The 17713-nt window shown below is 61.5% G+C and carries 17 protein-coding genes and 1 tRNA gene; 15 read left to right on the top strand and 3 right to left on the bottom strand.

All coding sequences use genetic code 11. The features are described from left to right. Positions 1-3: 3 nt before the first annotated feature. Positions 4-411, bottom strand: coding sequence for a helix-turn-helix transcriptional regulator (locus tag I6L41_RS04390; protein WP_005351138.1), 408 nt, complete (start codon positions 409-411; stop codon positions 4-6). A gap of 147 nt (positions 412-558) precedes the next feature. Here I6L41_RS04390 and I6L41_RS04385 point away from each other — a divergent pair, with 147 nt between their 5' ends. After that, the gene (locus I6L41_RS04385) at positions 559-1458 is read left to right on the top strand and encodes an aldo/keto reductase family oxidoreductase (protein WP_216962223.1); all 900 of its coding nucleotides are present in this window, start codon (positions 559-561) and stop codon (positions 1456-1458) included. A 71-nt stretch (positions 1459-1529) separates the two neighbouring features. Here I6L41_RS04385 and I6L41_RS04380 read toward each other — a convergent pair whose 3' ends face one another. Both I6L41_RS04380 and I6L41_RS04375 read right to left on the bottom strand, forming a co-directional pair. After that, a complete protein-coding gene (locus I6L41_RS04380) occupies positions 1530-1778 on the bottom strand; it encodes an RNA-binding protein (protein ID WP_013723828.1) in 249 nt (82 codons plus the stop codon). A gap of 249 nt (positions 1779-2027) precedes the next feature. Further along, entirely contained in the window at positions 2028-2570 is a 543-nt protein-coding gene (locus I6L41_RS04375) for a hypothetical protein (RefSeq protein ID WP_058057416.1), read from the bottom strand. A 106-nt stretch (positions 2571-2676) separates the two neighbouring features. On the opposite strand from I6L41_RS04375, the gene I6L41_RS04370 reads away from it, so the two are divergent. From I6L41_RS04370 to I6L41_RS04305, 14 genes are all read left to right on the top strand, one after another. Then, positions 2677-3447, top strand: coding sequence for an amino acid ABC transporter ATP-binding protein (locus tag I6L41_RS04370; protein WP_167567441.1), 771 nt, complete (start codon positions 2677-2679; stop codon positions 3445-3447). Then, positions 3440-4237, top strand: coding sequence for an amino acid ABC transporter permease (locus I6L41_RS04365; RefSeq protein ID WP_216962220.1), 798 nt, complete (start codon positions 3440-3442; stop codon positions 4235-4237). Before I6L41_RS04370 ends, I6L41_RS04365 begins: the two co-directional genes overlap by 8 nt. Before the next feature lie 2 nt (positions 4238-4239). Beyond that, positions 4240-5061 carry a transporter substrate-binding domain-containing protein gene (locus I6L41_RS04360; RefSeq protein WP_043823663.1) on the top strand — a complete coding sequence of 274 codons (822 nt, stop codon included), beginning with the start codon at positions 4240-4242 and terminating at the stop codon, positions 5059-5061. Continuing rightward, positions 5061-5966, top strand: coding sequence for an amino acid ABC transporter permease (locus I6L41_RS04355; protein WP_216963828.1), 906 nt, complete (start codon positions 5061-5063; stop codon positions 5964-5966). The genes I6L41_RS04360 and I6L41_RS04355 overlap by 1 nt, the downstream gene beginning before the upstream one ends. Then, a complete protein-coding gene (gene mepA / locus I6L41_RS04350) occupies positions 5960-6697 on the top strand; it encodes a penicillin-insensitive murein endopeptidase (protein ID WP_098969670.1) in 738 nt (245 codons plus the stop codon). Before I6L41_RS04355 ends, mepA begins: the two co-directional genes overlap by 7 nt. Before the next feature lie 85 nt (positions 6698-6782). Beyond that, positions 6783-7373 (top strand): LemA family protein, encoded by a 591-nt coding sequence (locus I6L41_RS04345; RefSeq protein WP_005346564.1) that lies wholly within the window; start codon positions 6783-6785, stop codon positions 7371-7373. Further along, a complete protein-coding gene (locus I6L41_RS04340; protein ID WP_005346567.1) occupies positions 7370-8095 on the top strand; it encodes a YgcG family protein in 726 nt (241 codons plus the stop codon). Before I6L41_RS04345 ends, I6L41_RS04340 begins: the two co-directional genes overlap by 4 nt. 20 nt (positions 8096-8115) lie before the next feature. Then, the gene (locus tag I6L41_RS04335; RefSeq protein ID WP_058058422.1) at positions 8116-8733 is read left to right on the top strand and encodes a TPM domain-containing protein; all 618 of its coding nucleotides are present in this window, start codon (positions 8116-8118) and stop codon (positions 8731-8733) included. Positions 8734-8878: 145 nt separating this feature from the next. Beyond that, a tRNA-Ser gene (locus I6L41_RS04330) sits at positions 8879-8966 on the top strand. A 382-nt stretch (positions 8967-9348) separates the two neighbouring features. Next, entirely contained in the window at positions 9349-10107 is a 759-nt protein-coding gene (locus I6L41_RS04325; protein WP_216962217.1) for a flagellar motor protein, read from the top strand. Next, positions 10085-10960, top strand: coding sequence for a flagellar motor protein MotB (locus I6L41_RS04320; protein ID WP_005337213.1), 876 nt, complete (start codon positions 10085-10087; stop codon positions 10958-10960). The genes I6L41_RS04325 and I6L41_RS04320 overlap by 23 nt, the downstream gene beginning before the upstream one ends. A gap of 162 nt (positions 10961-11122) precedes the next feature. After that, positions 11123-13261, top strand: a complete 2139-nt coding sequence (locus I6L41_RS04315; RefSeq protein WP_216962214.1) for a TonB-dependent hemoglobin/transferrin/lactoferrin family receptor — start codon at positions 11123-11125, stop codon at positions 13259-13261. Beyond that, positions 13261-15267: a prolyl oligopeptidase family serine peptidase gene (locus tag I6L41_RS04310; RefSeq protein WP_216962211.1), complete on the top strand. Its 2007-nt coding sequence runs from the start codon at positions 13261-13263 to the stop codon at positions 15265-15267. The genes I6L41_RS04315 and I6L41_RS04310 overlap by 1 nt, the downstream gene beginning before the upstream one ends. Beyond that, complete coding sequence (locus I6L41_RS04305) at positions 15264-17711, top strand: proprotein convertase P-domain-containing protein (RefSeq protein ID WP_216962208.1); 2448 nt, start codon at positions 15264-15266, stop codon at positions 17709-17711. Before I6L41_RS04310 ends, I6L41_RS04305 begins: the two co-directional genes overlap by 4 nt. Positions 17712-17713: the final 2 nt, after the last annotated feature.

Below are 17713 nucleotides of genomic sequence, written 5' to 3'. Positions count from 1 at the left end.
TCATCACGCTTCCCCCAGATGGCGACCAAACTCCCGCGCCAGCGCCAAGTCGAGAAAACCGTCCGCTTTCTTGTGGGTGCGCAAAAACTGGTAATAGGCGAGCAGGGTGACCAGTGCCTCCTCATCGGGCAGCCCCACCCCGGGTTGCTGCTCGCCCAGCAGTAGCTGCGCCGCTGCCAGCGCCTCCCTGTCTACCACTTCCGCCTGACGGTAGAGATAACCGCAGCCGGTTGCCAGCCACTCCAGCGAGCAGTTGGCCCCCATGGCGATCTGGTTGGCCCGCGCCAGGCCAGGCTCGGCTCCCTTCAAATATTTGCGGATCAGCGCTTCACTGAGCCCTACCTTGCGGGCAAAGGCGCTCACGCTCATCTCCCCGATCAGGCTCTGCAAGCGCTCGGCAAATCCTTCCATCCAACTCTCTCTCCTACTCTGCGATCAGAACCAAAGTTCGAATCATGCCACTGCCCATTATTGCTTTGCCAGCCACATGAGGCCAAGATGCCGGCAGTCATCTATGTTGCACATCGTTTTCGCATCGTGTTTTTCAAGGAGTCAACCATGTCTGTATCCCGTGTCGCCCTGCATCCGCAAGGCCCCACCTTCTCTCGCCTCATCATGGGTTACTGGCGCCTGATGGAGTGGCAGCTCTCTCCGGCCGCTCTGCTCGATCTGATGAAATATCATCTGGATCTGGGGGTCACCACCATCGATCACGCCGATATCTATGGTGGCTACCAGTGCGAAGAGGCCTTTGGTCACGCCCTACGCCTCGAGCCTTCCCTGCGCAGCCGGATGGAGATTGTCAGCAAGTGCGGCATCGCCCTCACCGCCAAGCCGGAGCATGCTCTCAACCACTACAACACCGGCAAGGACCATATCATCGCCAGCGCCGAGGCCTCGCTGCGCAAGCTCGGCACCGACCATCTGGACCTGCTGCTGATCCACCGCCCGGATCCCCTGATGAACGCCGATGATGTGGCCGACGCCTTTATCACCCTGAAACAGGCGGGTAAGATCAAGCACGCCGGGGTATCCAACTTCACCGCCCGTCAGTTCGAGCTACTGCAATCGCGCCTCCCCTTCCCGCTAGTCACCAACCAGCTGGAGATCTCGCCGCTTCATCAGGAAGGGACCCTCGATGGTACCCTGGATCAGTGCCAGCAGCTTGGCATCAAGCCGATGGCCTGGTCATGTCTCGGCGGCGGCCGACTGTTCAGCGATGAGGCCTATGCCCCGCTGCGTGCCGAACTGGAGCAGATCCGTCAGGAAGTGGGCGCCCAGACTATCGAGCAGGTGGTCTACGCTTGGGTAATGATGCTGCCAAGCCAGCCGCTGCCATTGATTGGCTCCGGCAAGCGGGAGCGGATTGCCGCCGCCGTGGCCGCCGAATCCATCGAGCTTAACCGCCAGCAGTGGTTCCGCATCCGCAAGGCGGCACTCGGTTACGACGTCCCCTGATCACAGCAAAACATTCAGAAACAAAAACGGCATGGGGGAAACCCATGCCGTTTTTTTATTGCCGAGGTACCTTAGCGGTGGCGCTGTTGCGGGCGACCACGGGGAGCATCTGTCTTCGGTTTGGCCTGGTTGACGGTGATGGTACGGCCACCGACTTCTGTGCCATGCAGACCAGCGATGGCCTTTTCGGCATCACCATTGACCGGCATTTCAATAAAACCAAACCCCTTTGACTGGCCGGTATCGCGGTCGATGATGATATCAACCTTGTCGACCTGTCCAAACTGGCTGAACAGGGTTTTCAGTTCGTCGGCCGTCATCCGGTACGACAGATTTCCTACGTAAATCTTCATGCCATCCACTCTCGATTCAAGGTGCCTTCTCTATGCAATTCCCAGCATAACGGTAAGGGCACAACCCCTATGCCGGACCTGCCATGGCTTCATGCCGTGGCCTTCTCCACACTGTCGTCAAGTGATTGATCTCTTGGGTTAACAGTGCAGACAAGATCAATTCGAGTCACTGGCAGTATCTGAGCTTTGCCGGGAATTGTCGAGAAAATAGTCGACTCAGGCCGATTGCAGATCTGACAACCGTTGCGCCAGCATCCGGCGACCGTGCCAGGCCCGTTTAAAGCCGAAGCGATAGACAGACGGGCTCACCAGATGGAGCTCCCCTGCCTTGAGATCCAGCAAGGCCATGGCCGCCGCCAGCTCCTCTTCACTCAGCTGCAGATCGAGGCTGAAGTCGAGCCACTGGCCGTCGTGACCCACTCGCCGCTCCCGCTCGAGCGCCACCAGCTGGTTGCGGGGCAGCGCCAGCGCCTCATCCTTGTTGCCATTGAGCAGATAGATATGCTGTTCGTCCCACCCCAGCTCCGCCAGGCGCCAGGGCTGCCAGCTGCGGGGCAGCGAAACCATGATCCCGGTGATGCCACCAAAGACCACGCCCACCCAGTTGAGCAGCGCCATGGCGCCCCAGCCATCCCACAAGGAGGCCGCCACCACACCCCAACTCACCAGCAACAGCAGAAAAATGACGCAGCGATAGCGAACCGCTGGCGGCATCAACAGCTGCACCTGGGAACCGGCAAGCAAGGATGTAATACGCATGAAAAGCTCCTGTCATCACGAAATGGCGCCATTGTGAATAGCCATCAGGATGCTGACAAGGGGGTTTTCTTTGTCATCCCCCTATAAAATCAATACCATGGCGTAAATGATTCTCAGTGGGACCCGCTTCTTGACCAGCTCGCAACCCTGTGTGCGCTTTTGTGGCGTCGACAAATTCTATGGCGACTTTCAGGCTCTTCATCACATCGATCTCACCATTGAACGGGGAGAGAAGTGGGTCATCTGTGGCCCGTCAGGCTCGGGAAAATCGACCCTGATCCGCACCATCAACGGGCTGGAGGGGATCGACGGCGGCCAGCTGTTCCTGTTTGGCGAGCCGGTGACCCCTTCCTACCTGCGCCGCCTGCAAGGTCGGGTTGGCATGGTGTTTCAGCAGTTCAACCTCTTCCCCCATATGACGGTGCTGGAAAACCTGATGGTGGCACCGGTGCATACCCTGGGGTTGCGCCCTCAGGAGGCCAAAGCCCGGGCGCTCGGACTGCTCGAGCGGGTGCGCATTCAGGCTCAGGCCGACAAGTACCCTCACCAGCTCTCCGGCGGCCAGCAGCAGCGGGTCGCCATAGCCCGCTCCCTCTGCATGCAACCCGAGCTGATGCTGTTTGACGAGCCCACCTCCGCCCTCGACCCCGAGATGATCCGTGAAGTGCTCGATGTGATCCGCGAGCTGGCTGACGAGGGGATGACCCTGATCTGCGTCACCCACGAGATGGGCTTTGCCCGTCAGGTGGCGGATCGGGTGCTCTTTATGGATGAGGGGAAGATCATCGAGTCGGCCCCGCCCGCCCAGCTGTTCAACGCCCCCCGGCACCCGCGAACCCAGGCCTTCCTCGAACAGGTGCTCAGCTATCATGGCTAGGCTCAATCGCCCCCGCCTGCTCGGCTGGTTGTCAGGCACTGTGATGCTCTGTGCGCTACTGGGCTGGGCGCTCTATAGCGGCGCTCGCCAGATGGGCTATGAGTGGCAGTGGCCGCGGGTGTTGCCCTTTCTCGGCGAATGGGATGAGGGAACCTTTTATGCCGGCCCCTTGCTAAACGGCCTGCTGGTCACTTTGCAGGTGGCGCTGCTCAGTCTGCTGGGCACTCTGGCGATCGGGGTGTGCGTGGTCAGCCTGCGGCTGGTCCCCTCCCGGCTCGGCCCCTGGCTCGCCATCGCCTATCTGGCGCTGGTGCGCACCACGCCCCAGCTGGTGCAACTCTATATTCTCTATTTCTTGCTTGGCCCCATGCTGGGATTGGCCCCCCTTGCCTGCGCCGTGTTGAGCCTCTCCCTCTATCAGGGGGCCTTCACCGCCGAAGTGCTGCGTGCAGGTGTACAGGCCATTCCCAAAGGACAGTGGGAGGCAGCCCAGTCCCTTGGCTTGTCGCGAACCATCACCCTGCGCAAGGTGATCCTGCCCCAGCTGGTGCGCATCACCTTGCCGCCGCTCACCAACGAGCTGGTCTCCCTTATCAAACATTCGGCGCTGGTGAGTGTGATCGCCATCTTCGATCTGACCAACGAAGGGCGTACTCTGGTTGCCGATACGTTTCTGACCTTTGAGGTGTGGTTTACCGTAGCTGCCCTCTATTTGCTGTTAACCCTGACACTGTCAGCCTGTTCGCGGGCACTGGCCCGTCACCTGAATCCGGATCAACAAGGACGCTAACCATGAATCTGTCATTCAAGACCACCCTGTCGGGCGCAGCCCTGCTGCTGGCAAGCCTGCTCACTCCGGCACTGGCAGAAACAGCCCCCTCCGACACCCAGGCGCAGATCGAGCAGAGCGGTACCCTGCGGGTCGGCATGTCCACCTTCGCCCCCTGGGCGATGCGCGACAAGCAGGGGGCCCTGATCGGTTTCGAGATTGACGTGGCCCGTCGCCTCGCCACAGATAACGGCTGGCAGGTAGAGTTCGTGCCTACCGCCTGGGATGGCATCATCCCCTCCCTGCTGGCGAAAAAATATGACGTCATCATCGGCGGCCTCACCATCACCCCCGAGCGGGAGAAGAGCGTGCGCTTCACCCAGGCTTACTCCCATTCGGGGGTGCAGCTGGCCGCCTCCAGCACCATGGCCAAAGAGAAGAAAACCGTGGCGGACTTCAACCAGCGCGGGGTGATCCTGGCGGTACGTCGTGGTGCCTCACCGGTACAGGTGGCAAAAGAACACTTCCCCAAGGCCACCCTGCGCCAGTTTGATGACGAGTCACAGGTATTTCAGGAGGTGCTGAACGGCCGCGCCCACGGCGCCCTCTCCTCTTCCCCGAAACCCGAGCAAGAGGCGCTGCGCCATCCGGATGCCCTCTTTATGCCGTTTGCCGAGCCGTTGGCACAAGGCGATGAAGGCTTTGCCCTGCGCAAGGGGGATGATGCCCTGGCTGAGCAGTTCAACGAGTGGATCGCCGCCCGTCAGGCCGATGGCTGGCTCAAGGCGCGCCATGACTACTGGTTCAAGTCGCTGGCGTGGGAAGCGCAGGTCGCCAATCCCTGATGCTGATGGCCCTCAAACAGACCATCCGGCGCATCGTCCGGAAGCCATGTCGGAACATCAACTGGCTGGATGGGGCGATCGCCCTGATCCTGCTGCTGGCTGGCCTCTGGCTGGCCAGCCGCTTGCACATCGGGGTGGCCTATCAGTGGCGCTGGCATGAGGCCTTCGCTCTGCTGTTCACCCCTGGCCCTCACGGCGAGTTGCCCTACTTTTTCAGCGGTCTGCTCACCACCTTGCGCATCGCCCTGCTCGGCATGGTGCTGGCGCTGCTGCTCGGCACTGCGCTGGGGGTAGCCGCCTTCAGCCGCCGCCCCTGGCTGGTGATGCCCGCGACCCTGTTTATCCAGCTGATCCGCAATCTGCCGCCGCTGGTCTTTATCTTCATCTTCTACTTCTTTATCGCCAACCAGCTGCTGCCTGCGAGCGGCCTCTCCCGCTGGCTCGGCACCGTATCACTCTCCCCATGGCAAGAGGCGCTGTTTGGCCCACCTGCCCGCTGGGAAAACCTCATCTCAGGCACCCTCTGCGTTGGCATGATCAGCGCAGCCTTCGTCGCCGAGATCGTCCGTGCCGGGCTGGCCGCCATCCCCCGTGGCCAGTGGGAGGCGGCGCAGAGCCTCGGGCTCTCTCCCTGGGTGCGGCTGCGCCATGTGATCCTGCCGCAGGCCATGCTGCTGATGTTGCCCCCCCTCACCGGTCAGCTCATCGCGCTGGTGAAGGATACCGCCATCGTTTCCCTTATCTCGGTGCAGGAGCTCACCTTCGTCGGTACCGAGATGGCCAACTCCAGCGGACTGGTCTACGAGATCTGGCTGCTGGTGGCCGCGGCCTATTTATTTATATGTTTGAGTCTGTTCGTACTGCTGAGCCGACTCGAAGCAAGACAAGGAGCACGCACATGCTGACGTCCCTGTTGCTGGCGACTGTATTGCAAGCGGAAGCCATCGGTGGTTATGCCGCCGGTTGCCTGAAAAACGGCGTATCCCTGCCCCTCGAAGGGCCGGGTTATCAGGTGATCCGCACCAAACGGCTGCGCTACTACGGCCACCCCGACCTTATCCACTATCTGCAGACGCTGGCCAACCAGACCCGCATGGCCGGGCTGCCGGACCTCTATATCGCCGATCTGGCGATGGCCCGGGGCGGCCCCTTTACCTCCGGCCATCGCAGCCACCAGACTGGCCTTGATGCCGATATCTGGTTTCGCATGGCCAACCGTCCCATCAGCAAATGGGAGCAGGATGCCCCCAAGGAGTGGGCGCTGATCGACGAACCCAGCTACAAGATGTTACCGGGCCGCTTTGGCCCCCAGCAGCTCACCCTGCTGCGGCTTGCGGCCAGCAAACCCGAGGTGGCCCGCATCTTCGTCAATCCGGTGATCAAATCCGCGGTCTGCCAACAGGCTGGTGACGAGCCCTGGGTCGCCAAGCTGCGCCCCTGGGTGGGCCACTTCAGCCACTTCCACGTGAGGCTGCGCTGCCCGGTAGGCAGCCCCGATTGCGAACCTCAGGCCCCCATTCCGCCCGGCAATGGCTGCGGGGAAGAGCTGGCCTCCTGGCTCAAAGACAAGCCCCAGCTGCCCAAGGTCTCCGGCATCAACAAGCGACCTGAGCTACCTGCGCGTTGTGGCAACTGACCCCAAGCTGGTATGGTGGTGCACTCTTGGTCGTACACCATCCATGGCGCACTATCGACTCGAAATACCAAAGGAGAACAACAAGATGGCCACATCACTCTGGCGCAGAACCACGCAGAGCCTGTTGACCCTGACCCTGCTGCTCGGCCTGACCGGCTGCGGCATGAACAATATTCCGACCCTGGATGAGCAGGTCAAGGCAAGCTGGGGGCAGGTTGAGAACCAGTATCAGCGCCGTGCCGATCTCATTCCCAATCTGGTCGCCACCGTCAAGGGCTACGCCAGCCATGAGCAGGAGACCCTCAAAGCGGTCACCGATGCCCGTGCCCGGGTCGGCAGCGTACAGGTGAGCGATCCTGCCCAGCTCAAGGAGTTTGAAGCGGCGCAGAACCAGCTCTCCAGCGCCCTCTCCCGCCTGATGGTAGTGGTAGAACGCTACCCCGAGCTGAAAGCGGATCAGCAGTTCCTTGCCCTGCAGGCCCAGCTGGAAGGAACCGAGAATCGCATCTCGGTGGCTCGCCGCGACTATATCGAGGCGGTGCGCCAGTTCAATACCGAGATCCGCACTTTCCCCGGCGTTATCTGGTCCAAGCTGCTCTACTCGGATCTGGAGGCCAAACCCAGTTTCAGTGCCAAACCCGGTGCCGATGAGGCGCCCAAGGTCAGCTTCCAATGAAGATGATGCTGCGCTGGTTTCTTCCCTGTCTGCTGCTCTGGGCCAGTGCCCTGCAAGCGGCACCGGACTTCCCGACGCTGAGCGGACGGGTGGTGGATGAAGCCAGTCTGATGTCCCGCAAACAGGCCCATCAACTGACCCAACAGCTGGCCGCCTTTGAAAAGCGCAGCGGCATCCAGCTGGTGGTGGTCTCTGTCGATAGCCTCGATGGGGAGACCATCGAGGAGTACGGCTACCAGCTCGGTCGCCACTGGGGGATCGGCCAGAAAGGCAAAAACAATGGCGTGCTGTTGCTGATCGCCCAGGATGAGCGCAAGGTGCGGATCGAGGTAGGCTATGGATTGGAAGGCGCCCTGCCCGACGCCATCGCCGCCAACATCATCCATGGCCGCATCCTGCCCGCCTTCAAGCGCGGCGATATGGTGGCCGGGATCATGGCGGGCAGCCAGAGCATCATGAAGGCACTCGCCGGAGAGTATCAGCCGGTCGAGCAGCCAAAGAGTGACAACGGTGGCGGCCCCTGGCTGTTTATTCTGGTGGTGATTGCGATGATCGTGCTCCACAACCTGCGCGGGGGTGGCGGCGGGGGGCCGGGAGGACGACGTCGGTCGGCCTACATGGCTGGTGGATTGGGTGCCGGCTCCTTTGGTGGTCGCTCCGGCGGCGGATTCAGCGGTGGCGGCGGCAGTTTTGGCGGCGGCGGAGCCTCCGGTGGCTGGTAACAGGAGTAAAGAGACAAATCATGATTTCTAAACAGTTCTTCCACACGCTTCAGGCCAAGGTGCGCGAAGCGGAGCTAGAGACTGATGCTGAACTGGTCACCGTGCTGGCCCCGGCCAGCGATGGCTATCGCTATATTCCCACCCTCTGGGCGGCGCTACTGGCGATGCTCACCCCGCTGCTGGTGTTCCAGCTCGGCTTCTGGCTCGGCTGGTACGAAATCCTGCTGGTGCAGTGGTCGGTCTGGCTGCTGCTGAGCCTGCTGTTCCACTGGACCCCCATCAAGATGCGGCTCATCCCGAAGAAGGTTCGCCAGCACCGGGCGGCCCTGATGGCACGCCTGCAATTTGTCGAGCAAGGGCTGCACCGCACCCGCGACCGACTCGGGGTGCTGATCTTCGTCTCGGCCGCCGAGCACTATGTAGAAATACTGGTGGATGATGGCATCGCCCAGCATATCGACAACGGCCAGTGGCAGGAGATCATCGACGACTTCGTGGCTCGAGTGCGCAACAGGGAGATCGAACAGGGTTTTCTGGAGTGCGTGGAGCGCGTTAGCGCCATTCTGACCGATGCCTTCCCGGCCACCCGGGATCAAAACGAGCTGCCGGACAGTCTGATCATCCTCGACAAGCCCTGATCCGGTTTAAAAAACCGGCATTCTGCGCAAGGGTTAGGCATTCGGAAAAGATTATGAAAAATAAGGGGAAAAGTGGTTGACCCACACAGCCCTTTCCCCTAAATTACGCCCCGTTCCAGCGCAACAGCGCAGCGAACGAAAATTTGGTGAGGTGTCCGAGTGGCTGAAGGAGCACGCCTGGAAAGTGTGTATACGGCAACGTATCGAGGGTTCGAATCCCTCCCTCACCGCCAAATCTAAAAAAACCGACCTCAGGGTCGGTTTTTTGCTTTCCGGCAAACACCTATGCCGACAAGTGAGCCAGAGCCACGCAGTGGCAGATCATCCACGCACTCATCCCCCGGTTTGCAAAGCACTGATGGAACATCACTGCTTTTCGTATTGCCAGCACCCGCCCCCTACCTTGCTTTTGTGATTGCCCCACCCGACAAGCGTTCCTTCCTGTCACAACAGGAGCAACAAGATGATTGCAATGCCATCTTATGGCCGCAACACGCCTTCTTTTATGGACGTTACCCAGCGCCCATTAATTGCTCAGCGATTGGATTTCATTTTGAAATACTGATACTTAAGTAGCTACACTAGCCATTATCAACATGCAGGGACGTGTAAAAGATGAGCTTGATTGGCTTGGTACTGGCGTTGATCGCCATCCTTGGCGGCAACATGATCGAGGGTGGTCATCCCAGTGCACTGCTCGATCTGCCCGCATTTCTTATCGTGATAGGTGGCACCATAGGTGCTGCGCTGACCCAGTTCCCTTTCTCCGTCGTCGGCAGCACCATGAAGCGTTTCAAATGGCTGCTCTCTCCCCTCAAACTCGACCTGCTGGAACAGGCACAGTTGCTGGAGACCCTGGCAGGCAACGCCCGCCGCAGCGGTATGCTGGCGCTGGAAGGGATGATCGAGGAGATCAAGGATCCCTTCCTGAAGAAAGGGGTGCAGATGATGGTCGATGGCTACGAGAAGGCCAAAATCCACGAGGTGCTGGAGAACGAGATCGAATTTGAACAGGAAGATCTCGAACAGACGGTCAAATTCTATGAAGCCATGGGCGGCTACTGCCCGACCATGGGGATCGTCGGGGCGGTATTTGGCCTGATCCACGCCATGGGTCTGCTGGATGCCCCCGACAAGCTGGGCGGCGCCATCGCGGTGGCCTTTATCGCCACTATCTACGGGGTATCCGCAGCCAACCTGATCTTCTTGCCGTTCGGCAACCGCTACAAAGGGTTTGCCCACCAGATCCGCCACTACAAGGAGATGACCCTGACCGGCATTCTCTGCATCGTGGATGGCGAATCCCAGGCACGCCTGCAAGTTACCCTCGAACCTTATCTGGGAGGTCACGGTGGCCAAAAAGAAAAAGGCTGAAGCACCGGAGAACCACGAACGCTGGCTGGTCTCCTATGCCGACTTCATGACCCTGCTGTTCGCCCTGTTTGTGGTGCTCTACTCCTTTGCCATGGCAAAGCAGTCCGAAACCCGGGTGCTTATCCAGGGCTTTATCGAGTCGCTGGGTAAAATCGGCCTCATCTCCCCGCCTGCCGGCTCACCTTTGATGCAGGGGGGCACAGGGATTCTCGAACCGGAATCGAAGACCACGCCGAGCAGCCCGAAAGAGGAGACTGTGCTGGAGAAAGATGCCCCCATGGCGGCATCGGATCCCTTCAACGAGACCATAGGTGCCTCGGAAAAACCGAGCGCCACCGAAGCCTGGCCCCACAAGACCCGGGAGCAGGAGTGGGTGCAGGTGACCAAGCAGAAGCTTGAGCAACAGCTAAAGGCCCAGATCGAATCGAAGGACCTGGAGGTCGAGCAGCTTGGCAGTCAGCTGGTGATCCGCATCGGCGAGAAGGCGCTGTTTCCCGCCGATTCGGCGTTCCTGCAGCCCCAGTTCATCCCGCTGGTCAACAAGATCGCCGGCATTTTGGCCAATATCCCGGGGCAGGTAGTGGTCACCGGTCATACCGACAACTCCCAAGCGCCGGTGGAGCTCTATCGCAACAACTGGGAGCTCTCGGTGCTGCGGGCCTCTTCCATCGTACAGACCATGCTGACCAACCCCCAGCTGGATGCCAGACGAGTCATCGCTCAGGGGGTTGCCGACACCCAACCCCGCTTTGCCAATGACACCCCCGAACATCGCCAGGCAAATCGCCGGGTCGATATCACCCTCTCCCAAGGCAAGGCCGCAGAAGAGTCGCTGCAACTGCTCAAGCCCTGATCTCCCCGCTCCCGCCTCGCGCGGGAGCCCCTTTCTAAAAACAAATAACTCAATAATATCAACACCATAAGATCTTAATGATAATGATTGCCATTTATTGTCAAGTGGTCAGGCCTCTGCAATAATGCCGCCCCTCAGGCTTAAATAAAAACAATTATCATTATGAACAAACTGCTTCAGGCATGGCCGGCACTCCTGTGTGCCTCCGCTGGCGCGGCCGATCTTCCCCCTGTGGAGAAGGCTCGCAGCGACGACACCATCATTGTCACCGGGCAACGGGTACAACAGAAACTCTCCGATGTTTCCGGCTCCATCACCGTCATCACCCAGGAAGAGCTGGACCGTCAGGTCGCCAGCGAGCTGACTCATGTGTTTCGCAAGATCCCCGGAGTCTCGGTCACCGGCTCTGCCGGGCGACCGCAAAACATCAGCGTGCGCGGCATCGGTGGCAACCGTATCCTGCTGATCAAGGATGGAGTGCGCGTCAGCGACGGCTTTGGCGCCGACAACATCAATGACAAGGTAGGTCGCTTCAACTTCGACCTTGATGACATCAAGCAGATTGAGGTGGCCAAGGGGGCCGGCTCCTCCTTGCATGGCTCCGATGCCATCGGCGGCACCGTGGTGATGAATACCAAGCAGCCAGAAGATTATCTGCAACAGCAAGATAGCTATCTGGCGGCCAAAACCCTCTACGGTGGCGACAGCAACAAGAAGAAGCTCAGCATGACCGGCGCGGTGCGGGCACTGGAGAGCGAACATCTGTTGCGCCTCTCCGGCTGGCGTGGCAACGAAACCGCCAACTTTGAGGAGAACCGCATTCCGGCTGATTTGGATGGCATGAGTGCCTCCACCAGCAGCCGCCTCCCCCTCAATGCCCATCACGCTCTGCGGCTGGAGCTGGACTACTACGAGGATCACGCCAAACGCCAGATGGGCCCAAAGGCGGTGCCCCAACCCGATGGCAGCTGGGATGTGGTCGGTTTTCAGGAAGATGGCGATCAGCGCACCCAAGGCGGCAAGTTCAGTTGGGAAGCCAACGATCTGGGCATGGTCGATACCCTCAACTGGAGCCTGTTTGGCAACCAGTCACGCAACGAAGCCAACCAGCGCCAGCTGCTGCGCAACGATGCCCTGAGCGGCTATCCCAGATATCGCAGCCAGCGCACCCTCTCCACGTTCGAGGAGCTGCGCCTTGGCAGTGAGCTGGAGTTGCAGAGCAAGCTGAGCACCGGCTCGCTGGATCACACCTTCAGCTACGGTGTGGAAGTGGAGCAGGCCAACCACGAGCGACCGGTCAGCAATCTGACCCTGGAAGATGGCATCACCACCCAGGGTCAGAAAGCCCCCTTCAGCAAGGCCGAGACCCGCCGCGATGGCATCTGGCTGAGCGATGTGATCGATCTGGGCAGCTGGCAGTTTACCCCGACCCTGCGCTTTGACCGCCAGCGCCTGCGCGCACCGGACAGCAATCTGGCTGAGAACCACAGCGACCACATCTCCCCCAGTGTGGCGGCCAGTTACCGCTTCAACGAGATATGGCGCAGCTGGCTCAGCTATGCCAACGGCTTCCGCGCCCCCGCTTACGATCAGGTTTACGGCAACATTCCCCACTACTTTGCCATGCCGCCATTCGAGATCATTGCCAACCCCAACCTCAAGGAGGAGACCAGCCACAGTCTGGAGTGGGGAGTGAATGGCCAAAGCGACAACTGGAGCGTCAAACCGGCCGTTTTCTACAACCGCTACTACAACTTCATCGACTGGCGCCAGACCGGTTTTCGCCTCGATGACGGTGTCTTCCTGCGCCAATATCGCAACGTTGCCAAAGCAGAAACCTGGGGCGCCGAGCTGGCCGCCAGCCTCTGGCTGAGCGACGAGTGGGAGCTTTCGACCAATCTGGCCTGGATGGATGGCAAGGATCACCGCGGTGAGCCGCTGCGCACCCAGACACCGCTGGAAGGCAACACCACCCTGCGCTGGCAACAGCTCGACTGGGGGGTTGAGCTCAGTGGCAACTATGCCGCCGCCATGACCAAGGTGCCCCAGTGCGCCAATGCGCAGACTGGCTACAACGGTGCCTGCCAGAGCAGCGCAGGCTGGTTCAGTCTGGATCTCACCGGCGACTGGCAGATCACCGAGGCGCTCAAGGTCAATGCCACCATCGGCAACCTGCTCGATACCCGCTACGTCCGCTATCAGGATGTGGCCGGACTTCCGGCTGGCAGCGATACCTCCCTCTACAGCCAGAGCGGCCGCTACCTGTCAGCCAGCCTCAGCTACCGTTTCGTGGGGATGTGATGAAACATCATGCAATCATGGCGGCCCTGTTGGCCGCCCCGTTGGCGTGGGCGCAAGAGACTCTGCCACCGCCGATCCCGTCCCAATCGCACCTGATTTCAGGCAATCCCGTACGCCAGGATCCCTACTTCTGGTTGCGGGACGAGAGCCGTAGCAACCCGGCCATTCTCGCCCTGCTCAAGCAGCAAAATCGCTGGAGCGAGCAGCAACTCGCCGCGCAGCAGCCGCTGGAAGCAACCTTGCGCGCCGAATTTGCCCGCCATCCGGCGGGGGAATCTGTGCCAGACAACTGGCTTGTCCGCGGCGATCAGGCATGGCAGCTGCGCCCGGATGGCTCACTCTGGCAACGCCACGGGGGCAAGGTGCTGCAGCGGCTTCCCGCCAGAGCGGGTGAGGGCTATTACGAAGCGGGCGGCTGGGCACTGAGCCCGGATAACCGCACACTGGCCATCGCCGAAGACAGGCGCGGCGATCTCGACTATCAGGTCACCCTGCTCGATCTCCAGAGCGGCAAGGCGCTGGCCAGTTTGGCGCAGCGCAGCGCTAATCTCGCCTGGTCACAAGATGGTCGCACCCTCTACACCATCGCCAACGAGCACTACACCCTGCGCCCCTGGCAGCTGCGCGGCTGGCAGGATGGCCAGGAGCAGACTCTCTATGAGGAGCAGGATCCCGCCTGGCTGCTCAGCCTCTATCGCACCACGGATGGCCAGCATCTGGTGTTGCAGGGCAACAACCACGATAGCTCGGAGCAGTACCTGCTCGACTCGGGCAAGCCGCAGCAGGTCAAACCCCGCCAGCGCGGGGTGGAATACTATCTGGACAGCCAATCCGGCTGGGTGATCAAGAGCAACCGGGAGGGGGCGTTTGCCCTCTATTCAGCCAGCACGCCGCTCGGTGAGTGGCAGCGCCTGTGGCCCGCCAAAGGGGAGGATCTCGGCGATCCCGAAAAGTGGCGACTGTTTGATCGCCATCTGGTGGTGCAGTTTCGCCAGCAGGGGGAGGATTGGCTCGCCCTGCTCGATCGCAACGGCCATGAACGCCAGCGCCTGCCGCTGGCCAGTGGCGCCGGAACCGGCTGGCTACAAGGAGAACATGACCCGGCCAGCGACCGTATTCTGGTGCGCAGTCAGGGCTTGAGCCAGCCCCCCGGCCAACGCTGGCTGGATTTGAACAGCGGCCAGTGGATCAACGACCGGCACACCGCAGGCAATAAAGCATTGCCCTATCAGAGCGAGCGGCGCTGGATCACCTCTGCCGATGGCACCCGGGTGCCTGTCTCGCTGGTGTGGCGCAAAGATCTGGCCCCTCGCGCTGTACTGCTCTATGGCTATGGCGCCTATGGCACGCCGATGCGCCCCTACTACCAGAAAGAGCTGTTGAGCCTGCTGGATCGGGGCTTTGTCTACGCCATCGCCCATGTGCGCGGCGGCGGCATGCTGGGGGAGCAGTGGACCCGCGACGGGCGGGGCATCCACAAGCAGAACGGTATCAGCGACTTTATCGCTGCCGGCAACACCCTGCGCCACTGGTCACCCGACTCAGCCCCTCTGCCCCTGTTTGCCATGGGGGGCAGCGCGGGGGGCACGCTGGTTGCTGCGGCCCTCAACCAGCAACCGACACTCTTTAGCGGCGCCGTGTTGCAGGTTCCCTTCGTCGATATGCTCGGCACCATGAGCGATCCTGCCCTCCCCTTGACCCGTCAGGAGTATCAGGAGTGGGGCAACCCGGCCAAGCCCGCAGAGTATCAGGCGATGCGTCGCATCAGCCCCTACGACAACCTGCAGCGCGCCCCCTACCCGCCCCTGCTGGTCACTACCGCCCTGCACGATAGCCAGGTCCCCTACTGGGAGCCGGTCAAGTGGCTGGCCCGCCTGCGGCAGCACAGCACGGGCTCCGGCCCCTACCTGCTGCTGACCGAACTGGAGGGGGGCCACCGCGCCGGTGGTGGCGATCGGGCTCGTGAATTTGCCTTCTTGTTGCATCTGGCGGGGATCAACCAATGACCCCGCCGCTGATTGGGAGTACCACTATGAAACCCCTGTTGCCCGCCCTCTTGCTGGGGCTGGCTGGCTTTTCCACTCAGGCCGCCGAACTGCGTTTTGTCGAACAGGACGCCCCGGCCGATACCCGCCTCTGGCTCGAACAGCAGCTCGGCGTCACCTTGAGTGATGCCCCGGCCTATCAGCGCCAAGGCAAGCTGGGCCACTATCTGCATTATCGCCAGCAGCTCAATGGCGCACCGATCGCCGGCCTGATGGCCGCCGTCAGTCTCGATGAGCAGGGTCGCCCGTGGCGCCTTTATCACAATACCCGGCTGATGCAGGCACAGGCGACGCCATGTGATGAAGCAAGCCGCGCCGGGGTGGATGCCTATACCGCCACGCTGGATGGTACGGTGTGGCAATTCGCTGGCAGTGACGAAGCCCAGCCTTGGTACTGGCAGGATGGCGACACCCTGACTGCGGCCTGGCGTCTGCTGGCGGTGGAAAGCCATCCGGGCAACAGCAAGAGCAGCTACTGGCAACTGTTTGTCACCTGCGATGGCAGCGCCCTGCTGGGGCGCACGCTGCAAGAGGCCAACACCCGTGCCGAAGCGATCCCGCTGGCAGGGGAAGCGGCTACGGTGCAGGCCCGCATCTTTGCCCTCGACCCACGCACCCAACTGCAAGATGGCAACCTGCTGTGGCGCCACGATCTGGTGCTGGACAACGGGGCCTATCGCACCGTGCCGCTCAGGGTACAAAAGGTGGATGACACCTACCAGCTGAGTGGCCCACGCGCCCGGGTCGTGGATGGCACGGCGCCGGAAACTGCCCCCTTTAGCAGCCCTGATGCCGATGGCTTCCAGCTGGATCACCAGCAGCCCGCCTTCCTCGATATCAATGGCTACTACCATCTGGATCTGGCCCAGCGCCATGTGGAATCCCTTGGCTACCCAACGCTGATGGGCGGCCCCCTGGCCATCGATACCGATGCCGGGGAGCAGGACAACTCCCTCTATGACCCCTTCCTGCGCCGGTTGGAAATTGGCCGGATAGGGGTGCCCGACGCGGAAGATCCCATGGTGATCTGGCACGAGTTTGGCCATGCGGTGCAGCACCATATCCTGCCCGACATGGGAGAAGAGGGTGACTGGGGCGCCATCGGCGAGGGCTTTAGCGACTATCTGGCCGCCAGCTGGCGCCAGCGTAGTCCAGAGGCTCGCCAGTTCGAGCCTTTCATGGTCTTCAACTGGGATGCCAGGATAAGCGGCCGGACGCCCCGTCAGCTCGATGATCTGCGGGCGCGCTATCATCCGGGCTTCCTCTATCCGGCTCACCTCACCATCAACGGCAGCAACGGCGACCAGCTGTGGGGCACCCCGCTCTTCACCGCGCTGCGCCAGGCCGTTGAACAGTATGGCGAGGTAGCCCGTGACGAGTTCGATACCCTGCTGATTGAATCTCACTTCGGCCTCGGCCCGCAGGTGCGGATGCCCCAGCTGGCGCGGGTCACCGTGGATACCGCCAACCGCCTCTATCCGGATCGCAGCTATGGCAAGCTGCTGGAGCAGGCCTTCCGCCACCACGCCCTGCTGCCCACGCCCATCGCGGCCCGCCTTGCCGATGACAGCTACCTGTTGCCCGGGGAGAAAAAGAGCCTCGCCATCGAATTGACCAACCAGAGCGGCCGCCCCCTGACCGTGGCTGACGCCAACCTGCTCCCGAGCAAGGGGCTCATGGGTGATGGTCACTGGCAAGGAGAGCTCAACGCCGATGGCACCGCCCGCTGGACCATGCCGCTGGAAGCAGCGAGCAATCTGACCTGTGGCGAGGCAGTCACCTTGCCGCTGCAGTTCCAGCTCACCCTGCCCAGCCCCACCGAGCGCCAGACCCGCCTTGACCTGCAACTGCCGATCGGTGAACCGCTCTGGCAGCGGGCCATCGGCCAGGGTGGCCAGATCAAGGATGCGGTGAGCGATGAACGGCACGGCCTGTCCCGCTTCACTCTCACCCTGCCCGAGAGCAAGGCCCGCATCGACAGCGGATTCGTGGTCGCCCTCGATCTGGAGCACAGCAAGCTGGAGCAGCTGGAGATCTGGCTCACCTCCCCTTACGGCACCCGGATCAGCCTGTGGAACAAGGGTTACGCCAGCCATACCCGGCTCAAAGGGGAGTTCCCCCGTGAACTGGTACCGTTCGAATCACTCGATAAGCTGCACGGCGAACCGCTCGCTGGCCGCTGGCTGTTGGAAATCAACGACACCAGCGCCGGTGACACCGGTCAGTTGCGCAACTGGCGGGTAGCCCAGCAAGTCGGCGCCCGCTGCGACAAGGATGAAGCCCTGCCCAACACCGGCATCATTCCCCTTGAGCAGGATGAAGGGGGTGGCGGCACGGCTTCCCCCCTGCTGCTGTTGCTGGCCCTCTGGCCCCGCCTCTGGCGCCGGAGCACCCCGCGCCGTTGAAT

This window comes from Aeromonas sp. FDAARGOS 1411 (genome assembly GCF_019047125.1).
Classification (GTDB): Bacteria; Pseudomonadota; Gammaproteobacteria; order Enterobacterales; family Aeromonadaceae; genus Aeromonas; species Aeromonas veronii.
The sequence above is the reverse complement of the archived record's forward strand: the minus strand, read 5'-3'. Positions and strand labels throughout refer to the sequence as shown.